Below are 25,431 nucleotides of genomic sequence, written 5' to 3'. Positions count from 1 at the left end.
CATTACTCATAAAATATTCTGATAAATTCCGTTTTTTGCTATATGTATATTATACTATAAGCTATAAAAACCTACAAAAAAACCTACATTTTAGTATAGGATTTAGTGAGTCTTCATAAAACCTAATGAAACTACTAGATACAATAAATTTTATATATATTGTTTAAAATCAATATATTAAAAGGATTAAATAGATGATTTCCGAAGAAAATTTCCAACAACATACGCCAATGATGCAACAATATCTAAAACTCAAAGCAGAGAATCCAGATATTTTGTTGTTTTATCGCATGGGGGATTTTTACGAGTTGTTTTATGACGATGCGAAAAAAGCAGCGGCATTGTTGGATATTTCTTTAACGAAACGAGGTCAATCAGCTGGGCAACCAATTCCAATGGCTGGGGTACCTTATCATGCGGTGGAAGGTTATTTAGCAAAATTAGTTCAGTTAGGGGAATCTGTGGCGATTTGCGAACAGATTGGCGATCCTGCCACAAGCAAAGGGCCTGTGGAGCGCCAAATTGTGCGAATTGTTACACCCGGTACGGTGAGTGATGAGGCACTTTTGCCTGAGCGCCAAGACAATCTGATTGCAGCAGTATATCAAGAGAAAGAAAAATTTGGATTAGCCACTTTAGATATGACCTCTGGCCGTTTTCAGCTTTGTGAACCTGTAGATAAAGAAACATTACGCGCTGAATTGCAACGTATTGCCCCCGTAGAATTGCTGTATTGTGAAGAATTTAACGAAATGGCTGCGATTGAACATTGCAAGGGATTACGCCGTCGCCCGATTTGGGAATTTGAACTTAGCACTGCCATTACGTTACTGAATCGCCAATTTGGCACAAAAGATTTACGCGCCTTTGGTGTGGAAAAATCCCCTTTAGGCTTAAGTGCGGCAGGTTGTTTATTGCAATATGCAAAAGAAACGCAACGTACCGCATTACCCCATATTCAAAGCATTAGCTTAATTCAAAATCAAGACTGTATTCAGTTAGATGTCGCCACGCGCAGAAATCTTGAATTGACACAAAATCTTGCGGGTGGCACAGAAAATACCCTAGCGTCTGTATTGGATAAATGCGTTACGCCAATGGGGAGCCGTTTGCTGAAACGTTGGATTCACCAGCCTGTTCGTCATGTGGAAAAATTAAAACAACGCCAACAAGCGATTGCGGAAATTCTGAATTTTGATTTAGTCGATGAACTTCAGCCTTATTTGCAATTAGTCGGCGATATGGAACGTATTTTAGCACGTGTGGCGCTGCGTTCAGCGCGTCCACGCGATCTCACCCGCTTGCGCACGGCGTTAGAACAAATTCCAGAATTACGCGCGATTGTGCAACAAAAAACACCTCCATTTTTAACCGCTCTTTTCGGTCAAATTGCCGATTTCACCGAGCAGTGCGATTTATTGCAACGTGCATTGATTGAGACGCCTCCACTTTTAATTCGGGATGGTGGCGTGATTGCTGAAGGTTACCATGCCGAGTTGGACGAATGGCGTATGCTGTCTGATGGTGCAACCCAATATTTGGAAAACCTAGAAAAACGGGAGCGTGAAAGCACAGGTATTGATACGCTAAAAATCGGTTTTAATGCAGTGCATGGTTATTACATTCAAATTAGCCAAGGTCAAGCGCATAGAGCCCCGATTCATTATGTTCGCCGTCAAACCCTGAAAAATGCTGAGCGTTACATTATTCCTGAACTCAAAGAATATGAAGACAAAGTGCTGAAATCAAAAGGCGCAGCGTTAGCGTTAGAAAAGCAACTTTACGATGAATTATTTGATTTATTATTACCGCACTTAGGTTCATTACAACTGGCGAGCCTCGTACTCTCTGAATTGGATGTATTGGTCAATCTTGCCGAGCGCGCAGACACCCTCAATTACGTGATGCCAACATTCTGTGATGAAGTGAGTGTGAAAATTGAAAATGGCCGCCATCCTGTCGTGGAACAAGTATTGAAAGATCCTTTCATCGCCAACCCAGTGGAACTCAATCACAATCGTCATTTATTAGTTATCACTGGGCCAAATATGGGTGGTAAAAGTACTTATATGCGCCAAACTGCATTAATTACGTTGCTTGCCTATATCGGTAGCTTTGTGCCAGCAGACAGCGCGCGAATTGGGCCGATTGACCGTATTTTCACTCGAATTGGTGCGTCTGATGATTTAGCCTCAGGACGTTCAACCTTTATGGTGGAAATGACTGAAATGGCAAATATTCTTCATCAAGCCACTGCGCAAAGTCTCGTGCTTATTGATGAAATCGGTCGCGGCACATCCACTTATGATGGCTTATCCTTAGCTTGGGCTTGTGCAGAATGGTTAGCGAAAAAAATCCGCTCGCTTACATTATTTGCCACCCATTATTTTGAATTAACCGCGTTGCCAGAACAGCTAGAAGGCATCGCCAATATTCATTTAGATGCCCTTGAGCATAACAACACCATCGCCTTTATGCATGCTGTACAAGATGGCGCAGCAAGTAAAAGTTATGGTTTGGCAGTAGCGGCTTTGGCGGGAGTGCCACAATCTGTTATTAAACTGGCAAAACAGAAATTGACACAATTAGAAAAAACCTCAGGTCATTCAGCCGATCAACAAATTCAGGCATTGCGTGAAGCCAATCACACGCAAGGTGAATTATTGTTTGAACAAGAAACAGATGCACTAAGAGAGGCTATTGAAAAACTGGATCCCGATGATTTAAGCCCTAAACAAGCATTGGCGTATTTGTATCAGTTAAAGAAAATGGTAAGTTAAGATATAGAGAAGAATGGTCACATTTCATAAAGCAAAATGTGGCCATTTGTTATGTTATAAATGAATAATAGGATAACTAATCCAGTTTTGCGGATTTAGTTGTAAGCCAAAAAGTGCGGTTAAGTTTATGTGTGTTTTCCTTTTTCTTTTTGAGCCGCGAAATCTGCACCTTTTGCTAACATTCTTAATTGTAAAATTACGCGTGTTTTGAGTTGTTCTCTTTCAGCTTTATTCATATCTAAAGCATTTGCTCCAGCGGTGAAGACAATAGTCACAATGCCTTCAGCTTGAACATATGCAATATATTGAGAATACTGATGCTTAGATGAAATATACTCTGCGAGTTCATCGACAAAATGTTTGATTTCTCGTGCGGCTGCAGTTCGAAATGCTTGGGAGGTACCCGAGCTTTCACGTAATAATAAGCGGAAAACATTTGTGCTATTGGTAATAAATTCAAAAAACGTATCAACAGAAACAGAAATTACACTACCACCAGCATCGATACGTTTACGTGCTTGTCGCATTAATTGACGCAAAATTAAACCAGCTTCATCTACCATTTCTAAGCCTAATTCATCCATGTCGCTAAAATGACGATAAAACGAAGTTGGCGCAATACCCGCTTCACGAGCGACTTCGCGTAAACTTAAGTTGGAAAAGCTTTTTTCCGCACTGAGCTGATTAAACGCGGCATTTACCAAGGCTCGACGTGTTTTCTCTTTTTGAATTGCACGAACCCCGGCCATTATTTTTCTCCGGCTAAAATTAATTTTACCTCACTGCTGATTGCACCGGCTACGCGTTCGTAACGGTTACGTAAAGGTGAACCAGGTCGATAAACTAAAGCAATAGTGCGTGATGGTTCAGGTGAGTGACAAGGAATATATTTTACACCTTTACGAGCACCTTCATTTAATACAGCAAGTTCAGGCATAAACGTGATACCAGCATTTGCAGAGACCATATTGCGCAAAGTTTCTAGGCTTGTGGCTTGGAAGTGGGCATTTTCTTTTGCGCCTGCCGTGAAGCAATAATCTAAAGCCTGATTACGTAAGCAATGACCATCGTCTAGCATTAACATTTCTTGCCCTTTCAGTTGATTCATAGACATTTTCTTTTCTTTTGCCCAAGGATGTTCATCTGATACGGCCAGTAACATTTTTTCGTTAAAAATAGGCACTTCAATAAAGGCTTCTGTTTCAGGCACGGTAGCTACAATTGCACAATCGAAACGACCAGTTTCGAGTTGTTCTAGCAATTGATGTGTTTGTGCTTCGTAGAGAAAGACTTCTAGATCCGGAAAGGCAGCTTTTAGCGTTGGAACAATATAAGGTAATAAGTAAGGGCCAACAGTTGGGATTAAGCCTATATGTAATGGGCCTGTCATTTCCTTACCTTGATTACTTGCCATTTCTTTCAATAATTTTACTTCACGCAACACGGTACGCGCTTGTTCTACAAGTAACATACCTGATTGTGTGAATAATACTTTACGGCTGGTTCGTTCTAATAAAATAATGCCAAGTTCATCTTCGAGCTTGCGAATTTGACCACTTAAAGTGGGTTGGCTGACATTGCAAGAATCGGCAGCACGGCGGAAATGTTTATATTCTGATAAGGCTACAAGGTATTCTAAATCTCGGATATTCATTTGATTCTTCCTATAGAAAATTTCAATTAAAAAAATAGAATTAATTGATTGTAACTATACCATAAATTTCCCTATAATCCAGCACATTCAAATTAAATCAACAACCAATAGGAGAATAATGATGATGTCTAATATGGAAGGTAAAAAAGTCCCTCAAGTAACATTCCGCACTCGTCAGGGTGATAAATGGGTTGATGTAACTACCTCTGAATTATTTGATAACAAAACAGTGATCGTGTTCTCATTACCAGGCGCATTCACGCCGACTTGTTCATCTTCTCACTTACCTCGTTATAACGAATTAGCCCCTGTATTCAAAAAATATGGTGTGGATGATATTGTTGTGGTTTCAGTCAATGATACTTTCGTGATGAATGCATGGAAGGAAGACGAAAAATCTGAAAACATCACTTTCATTCCAGATGGTAATGGTGAGTTTACAGAAGGCATGGGAATGCTTGTTGGTAAAGAAGATTTAGGTTTTGGTAAACGTTCTTGGCGCTATTCTATGTTAGTGAAAAATGGCGTAGTAGAAAAAATGTTTGTTGAACCAAATGAACCGGGTGATCCGTTCAAAGTTTCTGATGCAGATACAATGTTAAAATATCTTGCGCCACAGCATCAAATTCAAGAATCTATTTCAATCTTCACTAAACCAGGTTGTCCGTATTGCACAAAAGCAAAACAACTTTTACATGATAAAGGATTAAGTTTTGAAGAAATCGTATTAGGCCATGATGCTACTATCGTGAGTGTACGCGCGGTTTCTGGTCGTACTACTGTTCCACAAGTGTTTATTGGTGGTAAGCATATTGGCGGTAGCGACGATTTGGAAAAATACTTTTCATAAGCAGGCAAGTATTTAGCTGATTATTATTTGGGAATGTAATTTAAAGGGCGCATAATGCGCCCTTTTCATTTGTACGAATTTATTGCAGAAATTAATAATGCGGTGGTGGCGTTTCTTCCGCTTGGCTTGCAATATTTGTGGGATGAAAATCTTTTAATTTACTTGCCACATAGCGTAGCTGAACTTGCATTTTATCAAGCGCAAATTGTTGTTGAACTAATGCATGATTCAGTTCGTCTAATAGTTGCTCTTGAAACGCGATTTTGGTTTCAAGTTCAGTAATACGATTTTCTAATATTTGTTCAATGTGCATAAAATTTCTCTAAATTTTAAAAAAAAGTTGAGAATAGGTTAAAAGCGATTTAATCTAGCCTCAGAATTATTTCATTTATTATAAAGGATTAACACATATGTTAAAAATTCAAAAATTATCTATCGCAGCATTAATGGTAAGTGCGGTGATTTCTGGCCAAGTTTTTGCGGAAGAAAAAGCGCTTGATGAAAAAGCTGCCTCTTATGCCGTGGGCGCATTAATGGGTGGGCAAATGAAAGATTTGGTCGATGCGCACAAAGAAGTGATTACTTATGATAATGCTCGTATCTTAGATGGTTTAAAAGATGCTTTAGAGGGTAAAGTTGATGTGCGTAAAGATGAAAATGTACAAAAAACTTTAGAAGCTATTGAAGCGAAATTAGTATCTGCATCAAAAGCAAAAGCGGAAGCCATTGCGAAAAGTGCTCAGGATGAGGGGGATAAATATCGCGCTGATTTTGCTAAAGGCAAAGATGTTAAAACGACTAAATCAGGTTTACTTTACAAAATTGAAAATGCGGGTAAAGGTGAGGCAATTAAAGCTACCGATACTGTAAAAGTGCATTACACTGGTAAATTACCAAATGGAAAAGTATTTGATAGTTCTGTGGAGCGTGGTCAACCGGTTGAATTCCAATTAAATCAAGTTATTCCTGGATGGACAGAAGGCCTTCAATTGGTGAAAAAAGGTGGAAAAATTCAGTTAGTGATTCCACCAGCGTTAGGTTATGGTAAACAAGGTGCCGGCGCGTCTATTCCACCTAATTCAACCCTCATTTTTGATGTAGAAGTTTTAGATGTAAATCCTAAATCAGAAAAATAATACTTCTTATCATGGCACATGTTTTTTTAATGCGTGTCATTTGTTATAAAACTCAGTGAATTTTGACCGCACTTTTAACCTCGAACCATGACATTAAACGATAAACAACCTTTCACGGATGAAGATCGCACTATCATTAATTCTTATAAAGCGGTTGTTGATGGCGTTAGCGCGCTGATTGGCGAACACTGTGAAATCGTTTTACATTCTTTAGAAGATATTGAGCATTCTGCTATTTGTATTGCAAATGGCCATAATACGAATCGTCAAGTGGGCTCACCAATTACTGATTTGGCATTACGTTCACTCCGTAATATGCAAAGTGAAAGTGTTTCTAAGCCTTATTTTACTCGCACTAAAGGCAGTGTGTTGATGAAATCTGTCACGATTGCGATTCGTAATAAAGTCCAACGTATTATTGGTTTACTTTGTATTAATATTAATTTAGATGTGCCCATTTCACAATTTGTACAGGCTTTTATGCCAACAGAAAAAACAGAAGAAACATCGGCTGTCAATTTTGCAAGCTCTGTTGAGGATTTAGTCAATCAAACTATTGAGAAAACCATCGAGGAAGTAAATACTGATCGTATGGTGGCCAATAACACTAAAAACCGCCAAATTGTCTTATCTCTGTATGAAAAAGGTATTTTTGACATTAAAGATGCGATCAATTTAGTGGCTGAGCGTTTGGATATTTCCCGCCATACGGTCTATCTCTATATTCGTCAAATAAAACACGAGCAAGAATAATGCGCTATGTACTTGCAGTGAAAAGCCCTATTTATGGTCAGCAAGGGGCTTTTTTAGCTTACCAATTTGCCAAAGCATTGATTGAAAAAAAACATGAGATCGTCCAAATTTTCTTTTTCCAAGATGGTGTGACGAATGGCAACGCATTAGTTTATCCTGCTAGTGATGAAGTCAATTTGCAAAAGTGTTGGCAAGATCTTGCTATAATGCATCAAATTCCATTGCACCTTTGTGTTGCCGCTTCACAACGTCGTGGCATCGTGGATACTTTAACGGCAGAAAACCCAGAAAAAATCAATCTTGCTGAGGGCTTCACGATTGCGGGGCTAGGTGAATTTATATCAGCAACATTAAAGGCTGAGCGAGTCATCACATTATGAAAATTGCTTTTTTGTTTAAAACCGTTCCCCATGGCACCGCACTTTCCCGTGAGGGATTAGATGCATTACTTGCCGCAACGGCTTTTTGTGATGAAGAGGATATTGGCGTATTCTTTATAGATGACGGTGTGCTGAATCTTGTTTCTTATCAACAACCAGAACATATTCTCCAAAAAGATTTTATTCGCACCTTTAAATTGTTAGATTTATATGAAATAACACAACGTTTCATTTGTTCAGAAAGTTTGGAAAAATTCGGCATTTCGTCAGAGCAATGTATTATTTCAGCTGAAAAAATGAATCGTGCTTCTTTTATGTCCAAACTGAATCAAGCTGAAAAATTGCTGACTTTTTAAGGAAAATCATGCTTTATACTTTTTCACAAGCAGATTATGCGCAAAGAGAACTTGAGGGGTATTTTGCGAATATTACTGAGAATGATGCGGTGGTGTTATGGCAAGATGGAGTCTTGCTAGCAATTAAATATCCGCATTGTTTTGAACAATGCCCAGCTGAATGTCTGTTGTTAGAGCAAGATATTCTGGCAAGAAATCTCACCGCACTTTTACCTAGAGAAAGTAAAGTGCGGTCTATTACTATGCTAGATTTTGTGGCGATAACGCAGAAGTTTTACCCGCAATTAGCACTCTGAATTAAACTAAATTTGTCACAGTTTATTGAACAGGTAAAATTTTTTCCTTTGTTGACCCTGTGCCCTTCTAGCCAGAATCATGGCTTACCTCTTTTTATTATAATCGGTTTAGAGGGCGTTTATTTTTTACGTTTCGCTCTTGGATGAGCCTGATCGTACACTTCCGCCAGATGTTGAAAATTTAAGTGAGTATAAATTTGTGTGGTGGAAAGGTTGCTATGCCCAAGCAATTCTTGCACCGCGCGTAAATCAGAACTGGCTTCCAACATATGCGTCGCAAAAGAATGACGTAGTTTGTGCGGATTAAGATGGCTGTTTAAGCCTTGACGAATTCCCCAAGTTTCCAAGCGTTTTTGAATGGCTCGATGAGAAATACGATTTCCAAGCTGGCTAACAAATAACGCCTCATCTTTTGGGTTAAATAATGCCCGCACTTTTAACCATTCTTGAATGGCATGCGAAGCATAACGCCCAAACGGCACGACACGCTCTTTGTTGCCTTTCCCGATAACGCGCACTTCCCGCACACGAGTATTAATGCTGTTTAAATCTAAACCTTGTAATTCAGATAAGCGCAAACCTGAACTATACATTAATTCCAAAATAGCACGATCACGAATATCAATCGGCTCTTTGCTATCGTTGGCAAGCAATTGTTGAACTTGCTCGCCATCCATATTTTTCGGTAAATGCTTGCCTTGTTTCGGTGCGGAAATGCCGGTGGCGGGATTCACTTTCAATTCGCCTTGTTGCACCAAAAAACTGAGAAATCGACGCAGTGCCGATAAACGCAAAGCCAAGCTTTTTTCTTTTAAGCCTTGTTTTTTGCTTTCCGCCAAAATAAACCGCACCACGCTGGGTGTCACTTGTGCCCAAGCATGAATATCTTGTTGCACTAAGATTTTGATGATGGCATCGAGTTGATGTTGATAATTGGTGAGCGTGTGAGGGCTCATTTGGCGTTCAATCCGCAAATAATCCCAATAACGATTTAACGCTGTTAGCATTACAGACTCAATTCAAATAAACGTTCTTTCGGGTTTAATTTAAACCCTTCCGATTCCAACATTGAATATTGATTTTGCGCTAATTCTGCCACTAAACGATTGGATTGCGTGAAATGCACAAAGTCTTTTGCTTTAGAAATCAACGCCGCATAAATCTCTGTTTGTTGAGCATGTTCTAACACAAAAATATCGGTGATTTGCCAATAGCGTTGTAATTGTAAAGAAGAAAGGCGAGGGAAAAGCTGCACAAAGCCAATAGCCTTTTCATTTTCATCCACCGCAATAAAAAACAGGCTTTCATTAAAACGCATACGATTAGTTAAAAAAGCCAAAGTGCGTTCTGGATTCTCTGCTTGTCCATAGGCTTGGCGATAGGCTTCAAAAAGAGGAAGAAGCACGTCAATATTCCATTGTTCAGCTTTGAAAAGTTTCATAATTGGTTATTTTTTATTGGTTCCATACAGGTAATTGTAGCTTTTTAGCACAAGATAATCATCTTTCTATGAGAATTTTTTTAATTTTATGATCTTCTGCAAAGAATCGTGGCGAAATTTTGGTATAGTAAGCGAGTTAATTTTATCAACTATGGAGAAACAAAAATGGCACGTCGTCCTTTAGTTATGGGTAACTGGAAATTAAACGGTTCCAAAGCGTTCACCAAAGAATTAATCGAAGGATTAAAAGCAGAATTACATGATGTAACAGGTTGTGATGTGGCAATTGCCCCCCCCGTTATGTATTTAGGTACGGCTGAAGCAGTACTTTCTGGTTGTGGTTGCAGCTGTGGCGGTAAAAGTGTAATTCAATTAGGTGCACAAAACGTAGATATCAATGTAAAAGGTGCATTTACTGGTGATATTTCTAGCGAAATGTTAAAAGATTTTGGTGCAAAATACATCATTATTGGTCACTCTGAACGTCGTACTTACCACAAAGAAAGCGATGAATTCGTAGCGAAAAAATTTGGTGCATTAAAAGAAGCTGGTTTAGTACCAGTATTATGTATTGGTGAAACTGAAGCTGAGAACGAAGCAGGCAAAACAGAAGAAGTGTGCGCACGTCAAATTGATGCAGTAATCAACGCCTTAGGTGTAGAAGCATTCAATGGTGCAGTGATCGCATACGAACCAATCTGGGCGATCGGTACTGGTAAATCTGCGACCCCAACACAAGCACAAGCCGTTCATGCATTTATCCGTCACCACATTGCAGCAAAATCACAAGCCGTGGCAGACCAAGTGATTATTCAATACGGCGGTTCTGTAAATGATGCAAATGCAGCTGAATTATTTACTCAGCCAGATATCGACGGCGCATTAGTAGGTGGCGCATCATTAAAAGCCCCAGCATTTGCAGTAATTGTAAAAGCAGCGGCAGCAGCGAAAAATTAATTTTTAGTTAATTAGAATAACAAAAAAAGTGCGGTGAATTAATCTGCACCCAATTATTGGTTTAGTTAGTCCAACTTTTGAGGGCTGATCAATTCACCTACTTTTTGTGTCTTAGCTTACCATTCGTAGCCTACGCCAACGGAGCTTACCACATCGCCTTGAGTATTTGTGCTTCCACTTAGGCGGAATAACACTTTACCGTTGTCACTTGAGCGACTATATCCCACTGCGATAGCATTTTGTCCTTTGAAGTTTCCTGCACCCGCAGAAATCATAGACTTACCATTACCTCGTACTTGTGGTAATCCGGCTATTGCAGCAGAACCGGCAATCCCCGCTTTCAGCATTTTATTATGTTGGGTAACTTTTTGATTAATAGCCTCGACAACAGAATAAAGTTGAGAGCCGTTAATCGCATCCGTTGATGTACTGGTAATACGACCTGCTGCAACGTGCGTAATTTGACGCTCTTTACCTTCTGCACCTACGCTGACAGTTGATGTTGGATTTGTACCAGCAAATCGATAAGTGGTGCCTTGAATAGTGATGCTTTCTACAGGCATTGGTTTACTTGGCGCAGATTCGTTACCTAATACTACAGCACCATCAAACCCAGCATCAACAGTGACATTATTGCCTAACACCATCACATTATGTGATGCAACTTTATTCCCTGCACCAATCGCTACAGAATTATTACCTGTTACCTCATTTTTGGTACCGATAGCAATTGAATTTGTACCACTTGCAAAGGATTCTTTCCCAGCGGCAATTGAGTTTTCACCAATGTTAGAAAAATGACGTGTTAGTTTTTCCTCTAACTCTTTTAATGCTTTTTCCTTTTTGGCTCGCTCTTTTTCAAGCTCTTCTTTTTCTGCTTGTTTCTCTGCAAGTTCTTCTTGTCTTCGTTTTAACTCATCTGAATTATTTGAATCTGATTGTAGTTTGTCAATTTGAGATTTGAGATCATTAATTTCCCGTTCCTTATCCTCAAATTTTATTTTAGCTTCATTTAAGGCATTTTGGACTTTTTCAGATTCCTCTGTTATTCCCTTAACAACTTCATTGTATGGGTCATAAAGTTTCAATTTTTTAGCCCAATCAGTTAATTCTTTTGCTGTTTTTTCAGCATATTTATTCCATAAATCTTTAGTGGATTCTTTAAATTTAAATTCAATATTTTCGTAATAATTTTTAGGATTGTGTATCTCTTTAGCTATTTCCCTAGCAAGAAGTTCTCTTTTTTCAGAATTTTCTGTAGTTGGGGATTCGATTTCTTTATTGCGAGCATCAAGAAAATCTGATATTTTTTTTGCAAAACCTTCAACAATATCAAGTTTATTAATAAAATCTTTTTTATCAAAAAGCCACTTATCCTCAGGTGCATTGAAATCGATTAGGTTATAGAAGTCATTGTAAAATCTATTTACCCATTCCTTTAATCTCTCTGCTTGCTTATCTGTAAGGGCAGCGCCTTCTCCGCTATTGAAGATATCATCGAAAAATTTTGACGTTTTATAATAATAGAATAAAGGTTTTGTTGTATCTTCAACCTTATGGGTTATACGTATATTTCCTTCACCCGTATGCTCGAAGATAGAATCTTTATCTTGCTCTTTATCTTTATCCTCAACCTCGTATCCACTAGCACCGATATTATAATTATAGTCATAATATACATGGTCGGTTAATAAAAAATTACTGTGATTTACTGGATCTTTATTATCTTGATTATTTTTTAATGGTGGAAGATAAAATACTAGGTTTGCCACATTATTAGGTTTATCAAAATTATTATCTAATTTATTATTATTTAGGTTATAACTTTTATTTAAGTCACTTATTATATTCTCCTCATCTATTATTTTTAGTAAAGTAGAATATTGTACATAACGTTTTTGTTTGTCAGATGAAAAGAAACTGTTTGTCATTTTATTTGGTATTGTTTCTTCTTTTGTGAGACTGATAGGATCTACCGAATTTACTTTTTCTAGTAAATCTGGAACAATTCCCACATCAGGATTAGCGTATATACCTAGATCCCTTGCTGTACCAAAGTTAAGTAAATATTTTTGATTTCTAGATTCAATAATTTTTTGTATCTTTACTTTGTTAGCACCAAATAATGTCCCTGCATTTATATATCCATTAATAACGCCTTCATACTTATCTATACCCCATTTTTTAAGAGTTTCAGAGTAATTAGGGTAAGCCTTTTCAACTTCTTTTTTTAAATCTTCTGCTAGTTTTTGACGTCCGGTTGTTCCCTCTGAAGAATCTGTAAGTTTAGTGAAATCAAGTTTTTTAATTTGTTCTCTAAAAGTTATCCAAACCAACTTGTCGCCTGAATTGATTGATGTCAAGATGGAACCTAGTTTATTTTGGGCTTCATCAAACTCTTTTTTTAAATTATCTAATTCCTTATTTTTGTTATTTAAATCTTTATTTAGTGAATCTATTTTGTTTGTTTTATCATTATTATACTTTGAGATTAACTCTTCTAATTTTTTGATTTTTTTGCTTAGTTCTGTTTCAGTTTTATTGTTAGCTTCAATTTTTATATTTATTTTGGAAAGATCATCGTTCGCCATACTCTTATCGGCAAACGTTTGCTTTTCTTTTTCAAGAATAGCCTTAAATTCTTCACGAGAAATGTTCCCACCTGTTGCAACAGAATCATTACCTTGTGCTAAACCATATTTAGCTGTTACAGCATTGTTATAGCCAGTTGCAACGCCATGATCGCCTGTGACAATATTCCCTTCACCCGTTGTGGATGGGGCAGAATAGGCAAGGTTAGAAGATAAAGGCAATGTAAAGAGTAATAAGGCTACTGAACTTTTTGCAGTAGTTAAAGCAGTACGTTTTTTCAAAATATTCTCCTCAATCCTTGAGTTATTTAAAATCAATAATCGATATAAAATTATACACTTTTGAAGTTCACATTCTTATGAAAGAATTCATTTTGTGATCTTGATCATATTTTTTATTTTATTTTGATCGAAATATAATCAATAAATCATCGATTTGACAGTACGTGATATCCTTGATACACAATAGAGTAATCGAATTCATTTCTCTCTTAATAGCTAAAAGATTCTAGAATTTATAAGATTTTGAATATTTAGTTAGGGCAAATAAAAGTGCGGTGAAATCTTACCGCACTTTGGATTTAAAAATTGATTAAAGAATGAAAAAACCGATTTTGCATTAACAAAATCGGTTTTAATTTGGTTTAATTCAGTATTAACCCGCAACTGCGATACGTTTCATATCTGTCATATAACCACGTAATTCTTGACCGATTAATTCAACAGGGTGGTTACGAATTGCATCGTTTACATCGCGTAAGGTGATGTTATCGATTTCCACTGCTGGAGTTGGCTCGCCCAAGTCGCCTTTTTGAAGGTTAGGGATAATTTCTTTTGCAAGAATTGGAGTCGCTACGTTAGAGAATAAGTAGTTACCATATTCTGCAGTATCTGAAATTACCACGTTCATTTCGTATAAGCGTTTACGTGCTATGGTGTTCGCAATTAATGGTAATTCGTGAAGTGATTCGTAGTAAGCTGATTCTTCATAAATACCGCTAGCTACCATTGCTTCAAAAGCTAATTCCACGCCAGCTTTCACCATTGCAATCATTAACACGCCGTTATCAAAGTATTCTTGTTCGCTAATTTTGCCATCATATTTTGGCGCATTTTCAAAGGCTGTTTTACCTGTTGCTTCACGCCATGCGAATAAGTCTTTATCGCCATTTGCCCAGTCAGCCATCATTGTTGCAGAGAAGTGGCCGCTAATGATGTCATCCATGTGTTTGTAATATAAGAAACCAAGGCTTTCTTTGATTTGTTCAGCTAGTTCAAATGCACGTAATTTTGCGCTGTTTGATAAGCGATCCATCATTAATGTGATACCGCCCTGTTTTAACGCTTCGGTAATCGTTTCCCAACCGTATTGGATTAATTTACCTGCGTATGCAGGATCTTTACCATCTGCCACTAATTTGTCATAACATACGATAGAACCTGCTTGTAACATACCGCAAAGGATAGTTTGCTCACCCATTAAGTCAGATTTTACCTCTGCCACGAATGAAGATTCTAAAACACCCGCTTTATGACCGCCAGTTGCCGCAGCCCATGCTTTTGCGATCGCCATGCCTTCGCCTTTCGGGTCATTTTCAGGGTGAACCGCGATTAATGTTGGCACACCGAAACCACGTTTGTATTCTTCACGTACTTCTGTACCTGGACATTTTGGTGCAACCATCACAACTGTAATGTCTTTACGGATTTCTTCGCCAACTTCAACAATGTTGAATCCGTGTGAATAACCAAATGCAGAGTCTTTTTTCATTAAAGGCATGACATCAGCAACCACTTTAGAGTGTTGTTTGTCTGGCGTTAAGTTTACGACTAAATCTGCAGTTGGAATTAATTCTTCATAAGTACCCACTTTAAAACCATTTTCAGTTGCACGTTGGAATGACGCGCGTTTTTCAGCAATTGCTTCAGGGCGTAAGGCATAGCTAATATCTAAGCCAGAATCACGCATATTCAAACCTTGGTTTAAACCTTGCGCACCACAGCCCACGATAACGATTTTTTTGCCTTTTAAGAAGTTTGCTTCATCTGCAAATTCTTCGCGATCCATAAAACGACAACGACCTAATTGGTCTAATTTTTGACGTAAATTTAATGTGTTGAAATAGTTAGCCATTTTGTTGTCCTTAATTGTGTAAGGTGAATAATTGTATGATGTTGTGTTTGCATATTTTTTTGTTGTGGATGGGATTATAAAGTTTTTTGTGATTGCGTAAAGTGATATTATAGGAATGTAATGTTGCAATTTATGCAATTATTTTGTTTTTTGTGAATTGGCATCGTATTTCGCTCGATGAGCGACCTACTTTTTCTTTGCTTGTGCAAAGTAAAAGTAGGCAAAAAGAAAGCACACCCTGCTTTGCCTTATTTCCTGAAAAATTGAATATTTTTCATCATAAAAAATAATCTTATAATCAACTGCACTTTCAAATAATGCTCTAATACATCCTAAGCCCCATATAAATCGCCTTTGTGACTTTCAATTTTTAGGCAATTTTCGTCTGTTTGAGCGTAGCGAGTTTAGAAAATTGCCGTAAAGAAAATTGAAACAAAGCAAAGATCAGCGATTTAACTGGGGTGTATTTTTCTTTGCTTACTTTCTTTTGTACAAGCAAAAGAAAGTAAGTCGCCATCGGCGAAACCCGATATTAAATAAAAAAAGAAATTATGGAATTTAACGACCTACAAATATTCATCCACCTTAGTGATACAAAAAATTTCGCTAAAACCGCCATCCAAAACCACATGTCTCCCTCTACGCTTTCCCGTCAAATTCAACGGTTAGAAGACGAGTTAGGGAAGACACTTTTTATCCGTGATAATCGTCAAGTCAAACTTACTGAATATGGTGAGAAATTTTTGCAATTTGCTAAAACAGAATGGCAAAGCTGGCAACAATTTAAACAACAGCTCAAGGATGAATCAAATGAACTTTGCGGTGAAATTAAACTTTTTTGCTCTGTAACCGCATCTTATAGCCATCTTCCGCACGTACTTAAAGAATTTCGACAACGTTATCCTAAAGTGGAAATTCAGCTGACGACGGGCGATCCAGCGCTTGCATTAGAGTTGATTCAAACCCAACAAGTCGACCTCGCTATTGCGGGTAAGCCGAATAATCTACCATCCAGTGTGGTATTTCATAAAATTGATGATATTAGTTTGTCTTTAATTGCACCGCGCGTGGCTTGTTTGGCGACACAATTACTGCAAGAAAAACCCATTAATTGGCAGCAAATGCCTTTTATTTTCCCTGTTGAAGGGCATGCTCGGCAACGGATTGAACAATGGCTACGGGAGAAACACATTAAACATCCGAAAATTTATGCTACCGTTGCGGGGCATGAAGGGATTGTTCCGATGGTGGGATTGGGATTCGGATTAGCGATGTTGCCTGATGTGGTCATTGACAATAGTCCAATGAATAATCAAATTTCCAGACTTAATCTTGATAAGCCTGTTGAGCCTTTTGAATTGGTTATTTGTACCCAAAAAAGGAATCTCGAACAGCCCTTAATCCGTGCATTTTGGGCGATGTTAGAATAGAATGATTAGCTGTTTAGAATAAGGATTTCTTATGTTTAAAGGTGTTCTCGTTTCATTACTTGCCTCATTTCTATTTGGCTATATGTATTATTTTTCTACGCTGTTAAAACCTTTGAGCGGCACGGATATTTTTGGTTATCGGATGATTTTTACGTTTCCTTTTGTTGTCCTTTCCGTGTTTATTTTTAAGCAGAAAAATGCGTTGATTCATCGCTTAAAACTCATCAAAAAACAACCGCACTTGGCATTGCCCTATCTTTTTTGCGGCTTATTGATGGGTTTTCAAATGTGGCTTTTTCTTTGGGCGCCGAATAATGGCAGTTCATTGAGCGTGTCTTTTGGTTATTTACTTTTGCCAATTGTGATGGTGGCAGCAGGTCGATTAATTTTTAAAGAACGTATTTCAACATTCAAATTTATTGCAGTCGTGATTGCCGCATTGGGTGTAATTTCTAATATCGTGTTAAAAGGTGGGCTTTCTTGGGAAGCCATTGTGATTTGTGTTGGCTATACTACTTATTTTTCCGTTAGAAAAGCATTAAAAAATAGTGATCTAGCTTCTTTTTGTTTAGAGATGTTAAGCCTAATCCCAATTAGCATTTATTTTGCGTTGCAAACAGATTTTGCAGTGGTTGAACAAAGTAATCCTAATATTTGGGGGCTGCTTGTGTTGCTTGGATTAATTAGCGGCACGGCATTGATTGCTTATGTGATCGCTAGCAATATGCTACCGATGAATTTGCTTGGCTTACTTGGTTATGTGGAAACCATAATGATGGTTTTTGTGTCGTTTTTTATCGGTGAACAAATTGATGCCGAAAGTTATCCGCTTTTTATTTGTTTAGTGCTCGCTATGATTCTTATTGTGATTGATGGTGTGTACAAACAGCACGCAAAAGGAAGTTTATAAATGTCATTTAAAGAAATTACGCCACAACAAGCTTGGGAAATGGTTCAGCAAGGGGCAGTGTTAGCCGATATTCGCGATGATACTCGCTTTACCCACTCGCATCCTAAAGGTGCTTTTCATTTAACGAACCAAAGTTTTTTGCAATTTGAAGAGTTAGTCGATTTTGACTCCCCCATTATTGTGAGTTGTTATCATGGCGTAAGCAGTAAAAATGTGGCGACCTTTCTAGTGGAACAAGGCTATGAAAATGTGTTTAGTATTATTGGTGGATTTGATGGCTGGTGTCGAGCAGAATTACCTATTGAAACAGCTTATTAATGTTTACCCACATTCAAGCATAAAAATTATGACAAGAAATGATAAATAGCATTGATCATCTTTTACATATCCGTAGACTATAGCCACTAATGTGCAACGATAATACCTAGTAGCATTTAAGCATGAATAAAAAACCGCTAAAACTCACCGCACTTTTTCTTTTTTTTCCTAGCCTAGCTGCTTTAGCTGAACAAACGGTGGATATTGAAATTCAAGGTATCCGTGGATTTCGTGCTATTCGTAATACCGATCTTAATGTTCAACTCATCAATAAAGAAGAAATGGATGGCTCAGAACGTTATCAACACCTAGTAAGTAAAGCCGTAGATCGCGGCTTGCGGGTATTCGGCTATTATGAATCTTCCGTGCGTTTTGAACGAAAACAGCGTCAAGGCAAACGTGATTTATTGATTGCTCATGTTACACCTGGCGAGCCAACAAAAATTGCGGGCACTGATGTGCAAATTGAAGGGGAAGCCGCACAAGATGAGAATTTTGATGCATTACGTAAAAACTTGCCGAAAGAAGGCGTTTTGGTTGAACACCAAACTTACGATGATTACAAAACAGCGATCTCACGTTTAGCATTAAATCGTGGATATTTTGATGGAGAATTTAAAATTTCACGTTTAGAAATCAGCCCTGAAACCCACCAAGCATGGTGGCGAATGTTATTTGATAGCGGCGTTCGTTATCATTATGGCAATATTACTTTTAGCCATTCACAAATTCGGGATGATTACTTAAATAATATTCTTAACATCAAATCTGGTGATCCGTATTTAATGAATAACTTATCGGATTTAACCAGCGATTTTTCATCTTCAAATTGGTTTAGCTCAGTATTAGTTCAACCTAATGTTAATCATAAAAGCAAAACTGTGGATGTGGAGATTATTCTTTATCCACGTAAAAAAAATGCGATGGAACTAGGGGTGGGCTTTGCAACTGATGGTGGCGTGCATACTCAAATTGGTTGGACAAAACCGTGGATTAATAGCCGTGGACATAGTTTCCGCACTAATCTTTATCTCTCTGCCCCAAAACAAACTTTAGAGGCAACTTATCGAATGCCTCTACTTAAAAATCCATTAAATTATTACTATGATTACTCTGTCGGTTGGGAAGGTGAAAAAGAGAATGATACCAATACAAGAGCGCTTACGTTGTCCGCGTTACGTTATTGGAACAACGCCCATGGCTGGCAATATTTTGGCGGACTTCGTGCACGATACGACAGTTTTACACAAGCCGATATAACTGATAAAACTTTCCTGCTTTATCCAACGGTCGGATTTACTCGCACCCGATTACGTGGCGGTTCTTTTGCAACTTGGGGCGACGTACAAAAAATCACGTTTGATGTGGGTAACAAAGTTTGGTTATCGGAAGCGTCTTTCGTAAAAGTGCAAGCCTCTAGTGCATGGATTCGTACTTATGCGGAAAATCACCGTATCGTTGCTCGTGCTGAAGTTGGGTATTTACATACAAAGGATATTGAAAAAATTCCGCCCGCACTTCGTTTCTTTGCTGGTGGCGATCGTAGTGTACGCGGTTACGGCTATAAAAAAATTGCGCCTAAAAATAAAAACGGAAAATTGGTTGGTGGCTCGCGATTACTTGCGGGTTCTTTAGAATATCAATATCAAGTTTATCCGAATTGGTGGGCGGCAACCTTCGCAGATAGTGGATTAGCAGCCAATGATTACACCACTAAAGAATTGCGTTATGGCGCAGGCGTTGGTGTTCGTTGGGCATCACCAGTGGGCGCGATTAAATTTGATATTGCCACCCCGATTCGTGATAAAGATAACAGCAAAAATATTCAATTTTACATCGGACTTGGTACAGAAATTTAAGGTGAATTTATGACAGAACAACTACAACCATCAGAAACTTCACCAAAATCACCTGTTCAACCTAATAAAAAACATTGGGTACGCAAGGCTGTTTGTATCGGAAGTGCGGTCATTTTAGTGCCCGTTTTAGGTGTTGCTGGGGCACTTTCTTTCGATGCAGGGCAAAGAGGTTTAATTCAATTTGCCGATAAAATGCTTGATAGTTTTTCTGTTGAGCAAATTGAAGGCGGACTACAAAATGGCTTGGTGCTAAATAATGTTCGTTATCAAACCGCAGGGATTGATACTCATATTGCACAAGCACGTTTACAGCTTGATTTCGGTTGTTTGCTTTCACGTGAGGTTTGTTTACGTGATTTCACTTTAAATAAACCAACGATTGCGATTAATACCGCATTACTGCCTCCATCAACACCTGATGATTCAAACTCTGGCTCGATGAAACGCATTTCCTTGCCGATTAGTATCAATGCAGAAAATTTGGCAGTGCAAGATTTATCTGTAAATGTTGATCAAACTCATCTTACTCTCTGTCATTTTAAAAGTGCGGTAAGTTTAAATAATGAAAAAGGCTTAACTCTTGCGCCGACTGAAATTAACGATATTTCAGTTATTTCAAAAAAATTGCCTGAAGTTAAATTAGAGCCGAAAGCCGAACAGTCGAATAAGCCTGTAGATTGGGATGCGATTGAGCAATCTTTAACGCCTGCTTTTTTAGGCAATGTATCAGAAATAATTCTTCCTTTTGATTTACACACCCCTGCGATTAAAGGCAAAAACTGGCATTATCAAGCGGTGAATGAAAAAGGTGAAACACTTCAATCTATTGAAATCTCAAGCCTGATTGCACAGGCGGATACTGACGATAACCAACTGCAATTACAAAAATTAGCGGTAGAAAGCTCGTTGGGTAATCTTTATTCACAGGGTAAATTACAACTTGATGGCGATATGCCACTAGATTTAACTTTAAAATCCCATTTGGAGCCGTTGAAATCCGCTGGAAAAGAAATTCTGCCAGCGAGTGATGTCGATCTTACGCTTTCGGGATCACTGAAAAAATCAACCTCACTTTCTTTGAAAACAAAAGGCGTATTAGATGCTGAGCTGAATGGTGAAGTGCAATTAGCGCAAGACAAAATGCCCTTAAATCTCACATTAAATGTGGCAAAAGGACAATACGCTTTTGTAAACACAATGGCGCCACTTAAAATTAATGATGTGACACTTAAGCTCACGGGGGATTTACTGAATTATCACGCTGAACTTAAGGGTGGCGTAGATGGAATGGATTATATTCCCGCATCTCAAGTGGACCTTAATGCTGACGGCAAACTTTATGAAGTAACCGTCAATAAATTAGGGATAGCTTCGTTAGACGGTAAAAGTGAATTTGTGGGGACTGCAAACTGGAAAGAGGGCGCAAACTGGGATGTACAAGCCGATTTAGAAAAAATGAATATCGGTTTTTATGTACCTATCATGCCTGCAACACTATCTGGTAAATTGCATTCGCGTGGTTTTGCAGGCTCTCAAGGCTGGCAAGTGGAAGTGCCAGTAGCCGATTTAAATGGGACGCTGTCTTCAAAACCCATCAGTTTAAAAGGCTCTGCAACACTTAATCAAAATGTACTTCTAACAGTACCTGATTTGCAGGTTAGATATGGTGAAAATCATCTTAACGCAAGAGGTGTATTAGATGACCATTCTGATTTTGTATTAGATGTTGATGCACCGAATTTGCGTGGTTTATGGTCTGATTTAAGCGGCAATGTGAAAGGGCATGCGGCTATTTCTGGTCAGTTCACCAGTCCAAATCTTGATCTTGATTTAACCTCGTCTAATTTACACTTACAAGGTTTCCAGTTATCTAAAGCGAGCGCAAAAGGGAATATCAAAAGCGATCCTTTAGCTAAAGGGCAATTCAATGTTAAGGCAGAGCAACTTCATTACGGTGAAAGTGTTAAACTCCATTTACTTGATCTCGCCTTATCTGGCGATGAACAAAATCATTTGTTAACGCTTAAATCCCAAGGTGAGCCTGTTGCTGCAAATTTACAAATTAACGGTCATTTTGACCGCACTTTAGAACAGTGGAAAGGCACACTTTCCCAAGCAAAACTCGATACACCTATTGGTGATGTAAAATCTAACCAAGCTATTACGGTGTCTTACGATCACAAACAAACACAAGCCAATATTGCTTCACATTGCTGGAAAAACACAGATGTAGAGTTATGTTTTCCACAATCTTTCAATGTGGGCAAGCAAGGGAATATTCCTTTCCAATTTAAACATGTTAATTTGGATTTAGTTAATAAACTTATCGAACAAGATAGCCTCAAAGGCAACTTACAAGCGCAAGGTAATGTTGCTTGGTTTACGGATAAACCATTCCAATTTAGCGCAAAAGTAGATGGCAATCACTTAACTTTCTCTCAAAAATTGGATTACCGTACGTTTAAATTGGATATTCCAAAATTAACACTTAACGCCGACATTCAAAATAACAATTTGGTTTTAAAAACAGACATCAATGTGCATAACCAAGGCAGGATTGTAGGCGATATTCATTTAAATGACCTGGCTAAAAATCGTCAACTTGGCGGAACCCTTGCGATAGAACGACTAAACTTGTCTATCGCAAATCAGCTACTTACTAGTGGTGAATCAGTGAATGGTGAGGTAGTTTCGAAGTTGAGTTTCGGTGGGAATTTAGAGAAACCATTATTAAATGGCGACTTCAATATTCGCAATATTCGTACCAAATTAAAATCTATGCCAGTCAATATTACAGATGGCGATATTGCCGTACATTTCCACGGTAATAATTCCACTTTACAGGGCAAAATTGAAACTAGCGATAGTCGTTTAAATTTAACTGGCCGAGCAAACTGGGCGAATATCGAACATTGGACAACAGAATTAAATGCTCAGGCAAATAATTTCAACGTGGATATTCCTTCTATGGCGAAACTACGTTTCAGTCCAAATATCACGGTAAAAGCGAATCCGAAAGAATTGAATTTAAGCGGGACAGTGGATATTCCTTGGGCGCGAATTAGAATTGATAGCTTACCAGATACTGCTGAGCCAGTGAGCGAAGATGAAGTTATTTTAAATGGCCCTCATAAGAGCAAAGAAGAACTGATTAAACGTGAATTTGCGGCAAAAACAAAATCAGGCATGGATATTCGTTCTGATTTACGCATCAATATTGGTAAAGATGTCAGCCTTGATGCCTATGGCTTAAAAACCAATCTTGATGGTTTACTTTCTGTGAAACAAGACAGGGGCAATTTAGGTTTATTCGGGCAAATTAATTTAACCAAAGGACGCTATGCATCTTTTGGACAAGATTTATTAATTCGAAAAGGACAAATTAACTTTTCAGGCCAACCGTCACAACCGATGTTAAACATTGAAGCAATTCGTAATCCAGAAGCAATGGAAGACAGCAAAATTACTGCTGGTGTGAGAGTAATAGGTACGGCTGATAGACCTGATGTCACCATCTTTAGCGAACCAAGCAAACCACAAGATCAAGCACTTTCTTATTTGTTAACGGGTCGTTCATTAGAAAATAGTGGTGAGGCTGGATCTAGTGGCTCTGTGGGGGCGGCATTACTTGGCTTAGGGCTTTCAAAAAGCGGTAAATTAGTGGGAAGTATTGGCGAGACTTTTGGTATCCAAGATTTAAACCTTGGCACATCGGGTGTGGGTGATAAATCCAAAGTGACTGTCAGCGGAAATCTCACCAATCGTTTACAAATAAAATATGGTGTAGGCTTATTTGATGGCTTGGCAGAAGTAACCTTACGTTACCGCTTAATGCCACAACTTTATTTTCAATCCGTTTCTAGTACAAACCAGGTGTTTGACTTACTTTATCAATTTGAATTTTAGGAATTTTATGAATAACGCAATATTACCCTCACAACATCGTGGTAATGTCCGTGAAATTGCAGCAATTGATCTTGGCTCAAACAGCTTTCATATGATTATTGCACGTATTGTGAATGGTTCTATTCAAGTCCTTTCTCGCTTAAAACAAAAAGTGAGACTAGCAGAAGGATTAGATGAAAATGCCGTACTCAATCAAGAAGCAATTACTCGAGGAATAAACTGTTTGGCATTATTTGCAGAACGTTTACAAGGTTTTCCGATGGAAAATGTTAACGTCGTCGGTACCTATACATTAAGACGCGCGGTCAATAATGATGAATTCTTACGTCAGGCGGCCCGCGTTTTCCCATATCCAATAAATATTATCAGTGGGCAAACAGAAGCCAAAACAATCTATGCCGGCGTATGTCATACCCAGCCAGAAAAAGGCCGTAAACTGGTAATTGATATCGGTGGTGGCTCAACAGAAATAATCATAGGGGATGACTTTACCCCGCTTATTGCAGAAAGTCGCCATATGGGTTGTGTCAGCTTTGCCACTCAATTTTTCAAAGATGGAATTATTTCAGTAGAAAATTTCCAACGAGCCCGTCAAAGTGCGGTAAATAAAATCGAAGATTTAGGTTTTGAATATCGTAAACTTGGCTGGCAATCTGTACTGGGCTCCTCAGGAACCATCAAAACTGTTTCTCAGGTTATTTCCTCAACTATCGATCCTAATGGTATTATTACCACAGAACGATTAAATACCCTTATCGCTCAAACGCTACGAGCTAATCATTTCACTTCACTGAATATCAATGGCTTAAATTCTGATCGTGTAGATGTGTTTGTACCCGGACTGGCTATTTTAAGTGCTATATTTGAGGTATTAAATATTCAACAGATGCGTTATTCTGATGGAGCACTACGTGAAGGTGTTATCTATAGCTTAGAAAAAAACTTTCAAGTTGCTGACATTCGTGCACGCACAGCTTGGGGATTAAGTGAACAATTTAATATAGATCAAGCACAGGCTCACCGTGTTGCTGACAGTGCAAATTTATTAAGTGCTCAATATCAACATTGGCAATCTCAAGCATGTATTGAAGAAATGCGAGAAATCCTGCTTTGGGCTGCTCGCCTGCATGAAGTAGGTATTGTCATCAATCACAAAAGTTTGCAAAAACATTCTGCTTATATTTTACAAAATATCGAACTACCTGGTTTTGACCGTGAACAGCAACGTTTACTCACCACCCTCGTTAACTGGCATACTGGGCACCTCAAGCCAAACGAATTTCTTCGATCTTCTCGTTATCATGAACAAGATATCATCACGCTTATACGCATTCTCCGTCTTGCGGTAATTTTCAATAAATCACGTCAAGCCACGGAAAATCTAAAAACGTTCACCTTTCAAACTCAACGATCTGACAATAATTGGCTCTTAACGCTTGAAGAAGGTTACTTGGAACGAAACCCATTAATATGGAATGAATTAAGAATTGAAAGCAATCTTCTAAAAGATTTGGAAATGGGACTAATCTTTAATTAATCCTGTCTTACTAACTATATAAAATAAGCTTTTGAGATAAAATCACAAAAGCTTATTTTATATCTTCACTATTCCCAGTGGCTAGATATAAATGCAAAAAAGTGCGATGAAAACTCACCGCACTTTTCTCTTACTTGTCTCTT

Annotated in this window: 21 protein-coding genes; 14 read left to right on the top strand and 7 right to left on the bottom strand. The window is 38.2% G+C overall.

Translation table 11 applies throughout. From position 1 onward, the window contains the following. The first annotated feature begins 194 nt into the window (after positions 1–194). Positions 195–2,780: a DNA mismatch repair protein MutS gene (gene mutS, locus FE813_RS02520; RefSeq protein WP_139989345.1), complete on the top strand. Its 2,586-nt coding sequence runs from the start codon at positions 195–197 to the stop codon at positions 2,778–2,780. Positions 2,781–2,905: 125 nt separating this feature from the next. Here mutS and fabR read toward each other — a convergent pair whose 3' ends face one another. Together fabR and oxyR are read right to left on the bottom strand one after the other, a co-directional pair. Further along, on the bottom strand, positions 2,906–3,529 hold the full coding sequence (gene fabR / locus FE813_RS02515; RefSeq protein ID WP_065265674.1) for an HTH-type transcriptional repressor FabR: 624 nt from the start codon (positions 3,527–3,529) through the stop codon (positions 2,906–2,908). Then, positions 3,529–4,434 (bottom strand): DNA-binding transcriptional regulator OxyR, encoded by a 906-nt coding sequence (oxyR, locus tag FE813_RS02510; protein ID WP_139989344.1) that lies wholly within the window; start codon positions 4,432–4,434, stop codon positions 3,529–3,531. The genes fabR and oxyR overlap by 1 nt, the downstream gene beginning before the upstream one ends. Positions 4,435–4,558: 124 nt before the next feature. Here oxyR and pgdx point away from each other — a divergent pair, with 124 nt between their 5' ends. Further along, the gene (pgdx, locus tag FE813_RS02505; protein WP_048953383.1) at positions 4,559–5,284 is read left to right on the top strand and encodes a hybrid peroxiredoxin PGdx; all 726 of its coding nucleotides are present in this window, start codon (positions 4,559–4,561) and stop codon (positions 5,282–5,284) included. Positions 5,285–5,375: 91 nt separating this feature from the next. On the opposite strand, the gene FE813_RS02500 is transcribed toward pgdx, so the two are convergent. Beyond that, entirely contained in the window at positions 5,376–5,597 is a 222-nt protein-coding gene (locus FE813_RS02500; protein ID WP_139989343.1) for a SlyX family protein, read from the bottom strand. A 97-nt stretch (positions 5,598–5,694) separates the two neighbouring features. Here FE813_RS02500 and fkpA point away from each other — a divergent pair, with 97 nt between their 5' ends. From fkpA to FE813_RS02475, 5 genes are all read left to right on the top strand, one after another. Continuing rightward, positions 5,695–6,420 carry an FKBP-type peptidyl-prolyl cis-trans isomerase gene (gene fkpA / locus FE813_RS02495; protein WP_048953359.1) on the top strand — a complete coding sequence of 242 codons (726 nt, stop codon included), beginning with the start codon at positions 5,695–5,697 and terminating at the stop codon, positions 6,418–6,420. Between the two features lie 87 nt (positions 6,421–6,507). After that, on the top strand, positions 6,508–7,173 hold the full coding sequence (locus tag FE813_RS02490) for a helix-turn-helix transcriptional regulator (protein ID WP_139989342.1): 666 nt from the start codon (positions 6,508–6,510) through the stop codon (positions 7,171–7,173). Next, complete coding sequence (gene tusD, locus FE813_RS02485; protein WP_139989341.1) at positions 7,173–7,553, top strand: sulfurtransferase complex subunit TusD; 381 nt, start codon at positions 7,173–7,175, stop codon at positions 7,551–7,553. Before FE813_RS02490 ends, tusD begins: the two co-directional genes overlap by 1 nt. Further along, positions 7,550–7,909, top strand: coding sequence for a sulfurtransferase complex subunit TusC (gene tusC, locus FE813_RS02480; protein WP_139989340.1), 360 nt, complete (start codon positions 7,550–7,552; stop codon positions 7,907–7,909). The genes tusD and tusC overlap by 4 nt, the downstream gene beginning before the upstream one ends. 8 nt (positions 7,910–7,917) lie before the next feature. Continuing rightward, positions 7,918–8,205 carry a DsrH/TusB family sulfur relay protein gene (locus FE813_RS02475; RefSeq protein ID WP_065265682.1) on the top strand — a complete coding sequence of 96 codons (288 nt, stop codon included), beginning with the start codon at positions 7,918–7,920 and terminating at the stop codon, positions 8,203–8,205. Positions 8,206–8,324: 119 nt separating this feature from the next. Here FE813_RS02475 and xerC read toward each other — a convergent pair whose 3' ends face one another. After that, positions 8,325–9,212, bottom strand: coding sequence for a tyrosine recombinase XerC (gene xerC, locus FE813_RS02470; protein ID WP_139989339.1), 888 nt, complete (start codon positions 9,210–9,212; stop codon positions 8,325–8,327). Then, a complete protein-coding gene (locus FE813_RS02465; RefSeq protein WP_005629228.1) occupies positions 9,212–9,646 on the bottom strand; it encodes a GNAT family N-acetyltransferase in 435 nt (144 codons plus the stop codon). Before FE813_RS02465 ends, xerC begins: the two co-directional genes overlap by 1 nt. A gap of 165 nt (positions 9,647–9,811) precedes the next feature. Between FE813_RS02465 and tpiA the strand changes: the two genes are divergently transcribed. Next, a complete protein-coding gene (tpiA, locus tag FE813_RS02460) occupies positions 9,812–10,603 on the top strand; it encodes a triose-phosphate isomerase (protein WP_139989338.1) in 792 nt (263 codons plus the stop codon). A 116-nt stretch (positions 10,604–10,719) separates the two neighbouring features. On the opposite strand, the gene FE813_RS02455 is transcribed toward tpiA, so the two are convergent. Both FE813_RS02455 and ilvC read right to left on the bottom strand, forming a co-directional pair. After that, on the bottom strand, positions 10,720–13,476 hold the full coding sequence (locus tag FE813_RS02455) for a YadA-like family protein (RefSeq protein ID WP_139989337.1): 2,757 nt from the start codon (positions 13,474–13,476) through the stop codon (positions 10,720–10,722). A 373-nt stretch (positions 13,477–13,849) separates the two neighbouring features. Next, positions 13,850–15,328 carry a ketol-acid reductoisomerase gene (ilvC, locus tag FE813_RS02450; protein ID WP_049364180.1) on the bottom strand — a complete coding sequence of 493 codons (1,479 nt, stop codon included), beginning with the start codon at positions 15,326–15,328 and terminating at the stop codon, positions 13,850–13,852. A gap of 551 nt (positions 15,329–15,879) precedes the next feature. Here ilvC and ilvY point away from each other — a divergent pair. The 6 genes from ilvY (at position 15,880) to ppx (ending at position 25,288) form a co-directional block, all read left to right on the top strand. Next, positions 15,880–16,758 (top strand): HTH-type transcriptional activator IlvY, encoded by an 879-nt coding sequence (ilvY, locus tag FE813_RS02440; protein WP_139989336.1) that lies wholly within the window; start codon positions 15,880–15,882, stop codon positions 16,756–16,758. 31 nt (positions 16,759–16,789) lie between these two features. Next, positions 16,790–17,668 carry an EamA family transporter RarD gene (gene rarD / locus FE813_RS02435; protein ID WP_139989335.1) on the top strand — a complete coding sequence of 293 codons (879 nt, stop codon included), beginning with the start codon at positions 16,790–16,792 and terminating at the stop codon, positions 17,666–17,668. Beyond that, the gene (glpE, locus tag FE813_RS02430; RefSeq protein ID WP_139989334.1) at positions 17,669–17,986 is read left to right on the top strand and encodes a thiosulfate sulfurtransferase GlpE; all 318 of its coding nucleotides are present in this window, start codon (positions 17,669–17,671) and stop codon (positions 17,984–17,986) included. It abuts the gene before it with no gap. A 122-nt stretch (positions 17,987–18,108) separates the two neighbouring features. Then, positions 18,109–19,845, top strand: a complete 1,737-nt coding sequence (gene tamA, locus FE813_RS02425; RefSeq protein WP_139989333.1) for an autotransporter assembly complex protein TamA — start codon at positions 18,109–18,111, stop codon at positions 19,843–19,845. 9 nt (positions 19,846–19,854) lie between these two features. Then, the gene (gene tamB / locus FE813_RS02420; protein ID WP_139989332.1) at positions 19,855–23,751 is read left to right on the top strand and encodes an autotransporter assembly complex protein TamB; all 3,897 of its coding nucleotides are present in this window, start codon (positions 19,855–19,857) and stop codon (positions 23,749–23,751) included. A gap of 7 nt (positions 23,752–23,758) precedes the next feature. Beyond that, complete coding sequence (gene ppx, locus FE813_RS02415; protein WP_139989331.1) at positions 23,759–25,288, top strand: exopolyphosphatase; 1,530 nt, start codon at positions 23,759–23,761, stop codon at positions 25,286–25,288. Positions 25,289–25,431: the final 143 nt, after the last annotated feature.

Source organism: Haemophilus seminalis, assembly GCF_006384255.1.
Classification (GTDB): domain Bacteria; phylum Pseudomonadota; class Gammaproteobacteria; order Enterobacterales; family Pasteurellaceae; genus Haemophilus; species Haemophilus seminalis.
Note: the sequence above shows the minus strand (reverse complement) of the source record. Positions and strands in the feature narration are given on the sequence as shown.

What these genes read in the sequence shown, in the direction of transcription:
- tpiA (WP_139989338.1), top strand. Translation starts at nt 9,812, where the DNA reads ATGGCACGTCGTCCTTTAGTTATGGGTAACTGGAAATTAAACGGTTCC.
- fkpA (WP_048953359.1), top strand. Translation starts at nt 5,695, where the DNA reads ATGTTAAAAATTCAAAAATTATCTATCGCAGCATTAATGGTAAGTGCG.
- mutS (WP_139989345.1), top strand. Translation starts at nt 195, where the DNA reads ATGATTTCCGAAGAAAATTTCCAACAACATACGCCAATGATGCAACAA.
- FE813_RS02500 (WP_139989343.1), bottom strand. Translation starts at nt 5,597, where the DNA reads ATGCACATTGAACAAATATTAGAAAATCGTATTACTGAACTTGAAACC.
- ilvY (WP_139989336.1), top strand. Translation starts at nt 15,880, where the DNA reads ATGGAATTTAACGACCTACAAATATTCATCCACCTTAGTGATACAAAA.
- pgdx (WP_048953383.1), top strand. Translation starts at nt 4,559, where the DNA reads ATGTCTAATATGGAAGGTAAAAAAGTCCCTCAAGTAACATTCCGCACT.
- FE813_RS02490 (WP_139989342.1), top strand. Translation starts at nt 6,508, where the DNA reads ATGACATTAAACGATAAACAACCTTTCACGGATGAAGATCGCACTATC.
- tamA (WP_139989333.1), top strand. Translation starts at nt 18,109, where the DNA reads ATGAATAAAAAACCGCTAAAACTCACCGCACTTTTTCTTTTTTTTCCT.
- xerC (WP_139989339.1), bottom strand. Translation starts at nt 9,212, where the DNA reads ATGCTAACAGCGTTAAATCGTTATTGGGATTATTTGCGGATTGAACGC.
- FE813_RS02475 (WP_065265682.1), top strand. Translation starts at nt 7,918, where the DNA reads ATGCTTTATACTTTTTCACAAGCAGATTATGCGCAAAGAGAACTTGAG.
- ppx (WP_139989331.1), top strand. Translation starts at nt 23,759, where the DNA reads ATGAATAACGCAATATTACCCTCACAACATCGTGGTAATGTCCGTGAA.
- ilvC (WP_049364180.1), bottom strand. Translation starts at nt 15,328, where the DNA reads ATGGCTAACTATTTCAACACATTAAATTTACGTCAAAAATTAGACCAA.
- glpE (WP_139989334.1), top strand. Translation starts at nt 17,669, where the DNA reads ATGTCATTTAAAGAAATTACGCCACAACAAGCTTGGGAAATGGTTCAG.
- oxyR (WP_139989344.1), bottom strand. Translation starts at nt 4,434, where the DNA reads ATGAATATCCGAGATTTAGAATACCTTGTAGCCTTATCAGAATATAAA.
- rarD (WP_139989335.1), top strand. Translation starts at nt 16,790, where the DNA reads ATGTTTAAAGGTGTTCTCGTTTCATTACTTGCCTCATTTCTATTTGGC.
- tusD (WP_139989341.1), top strand. Translation starts at nt 7,173, where the DNA reads ATGCGCTATGTACTTGCAGTGAAAAGCCCTATTTATGGTCAGCAAGGG.
- FE813_RS02465 (WP_005629228.1), bottom strand. Translation starts at nt 9,646, where the DNA reads ATGAAACTTTTCAAAGCTGAACAATGGAATATTGACGTGCTTCTTCCT.
- fabR (WP_065265674.1), bottom strand. Translation starts at nt 3,529, where the DNA reads ATGGCCGGGGTTCGTGCAATTCAAAAAGAGAAAACACGTCGAGCCTTG.
- tusC (WP_139989340.1), top strand. Translation starts at nt 7,550, where the DNA reads ATGAAAATTGCTTTTTTGTTTAAAACCGTTCCCCATGGCACCGCACTT.
- tamB (WP_139989332.1), top strand. Translation starts at nt 19,855, where the DNA reads ATGACAGAACAACTACAACCATCAGAAACTTCACCAAAATCACCTGTT.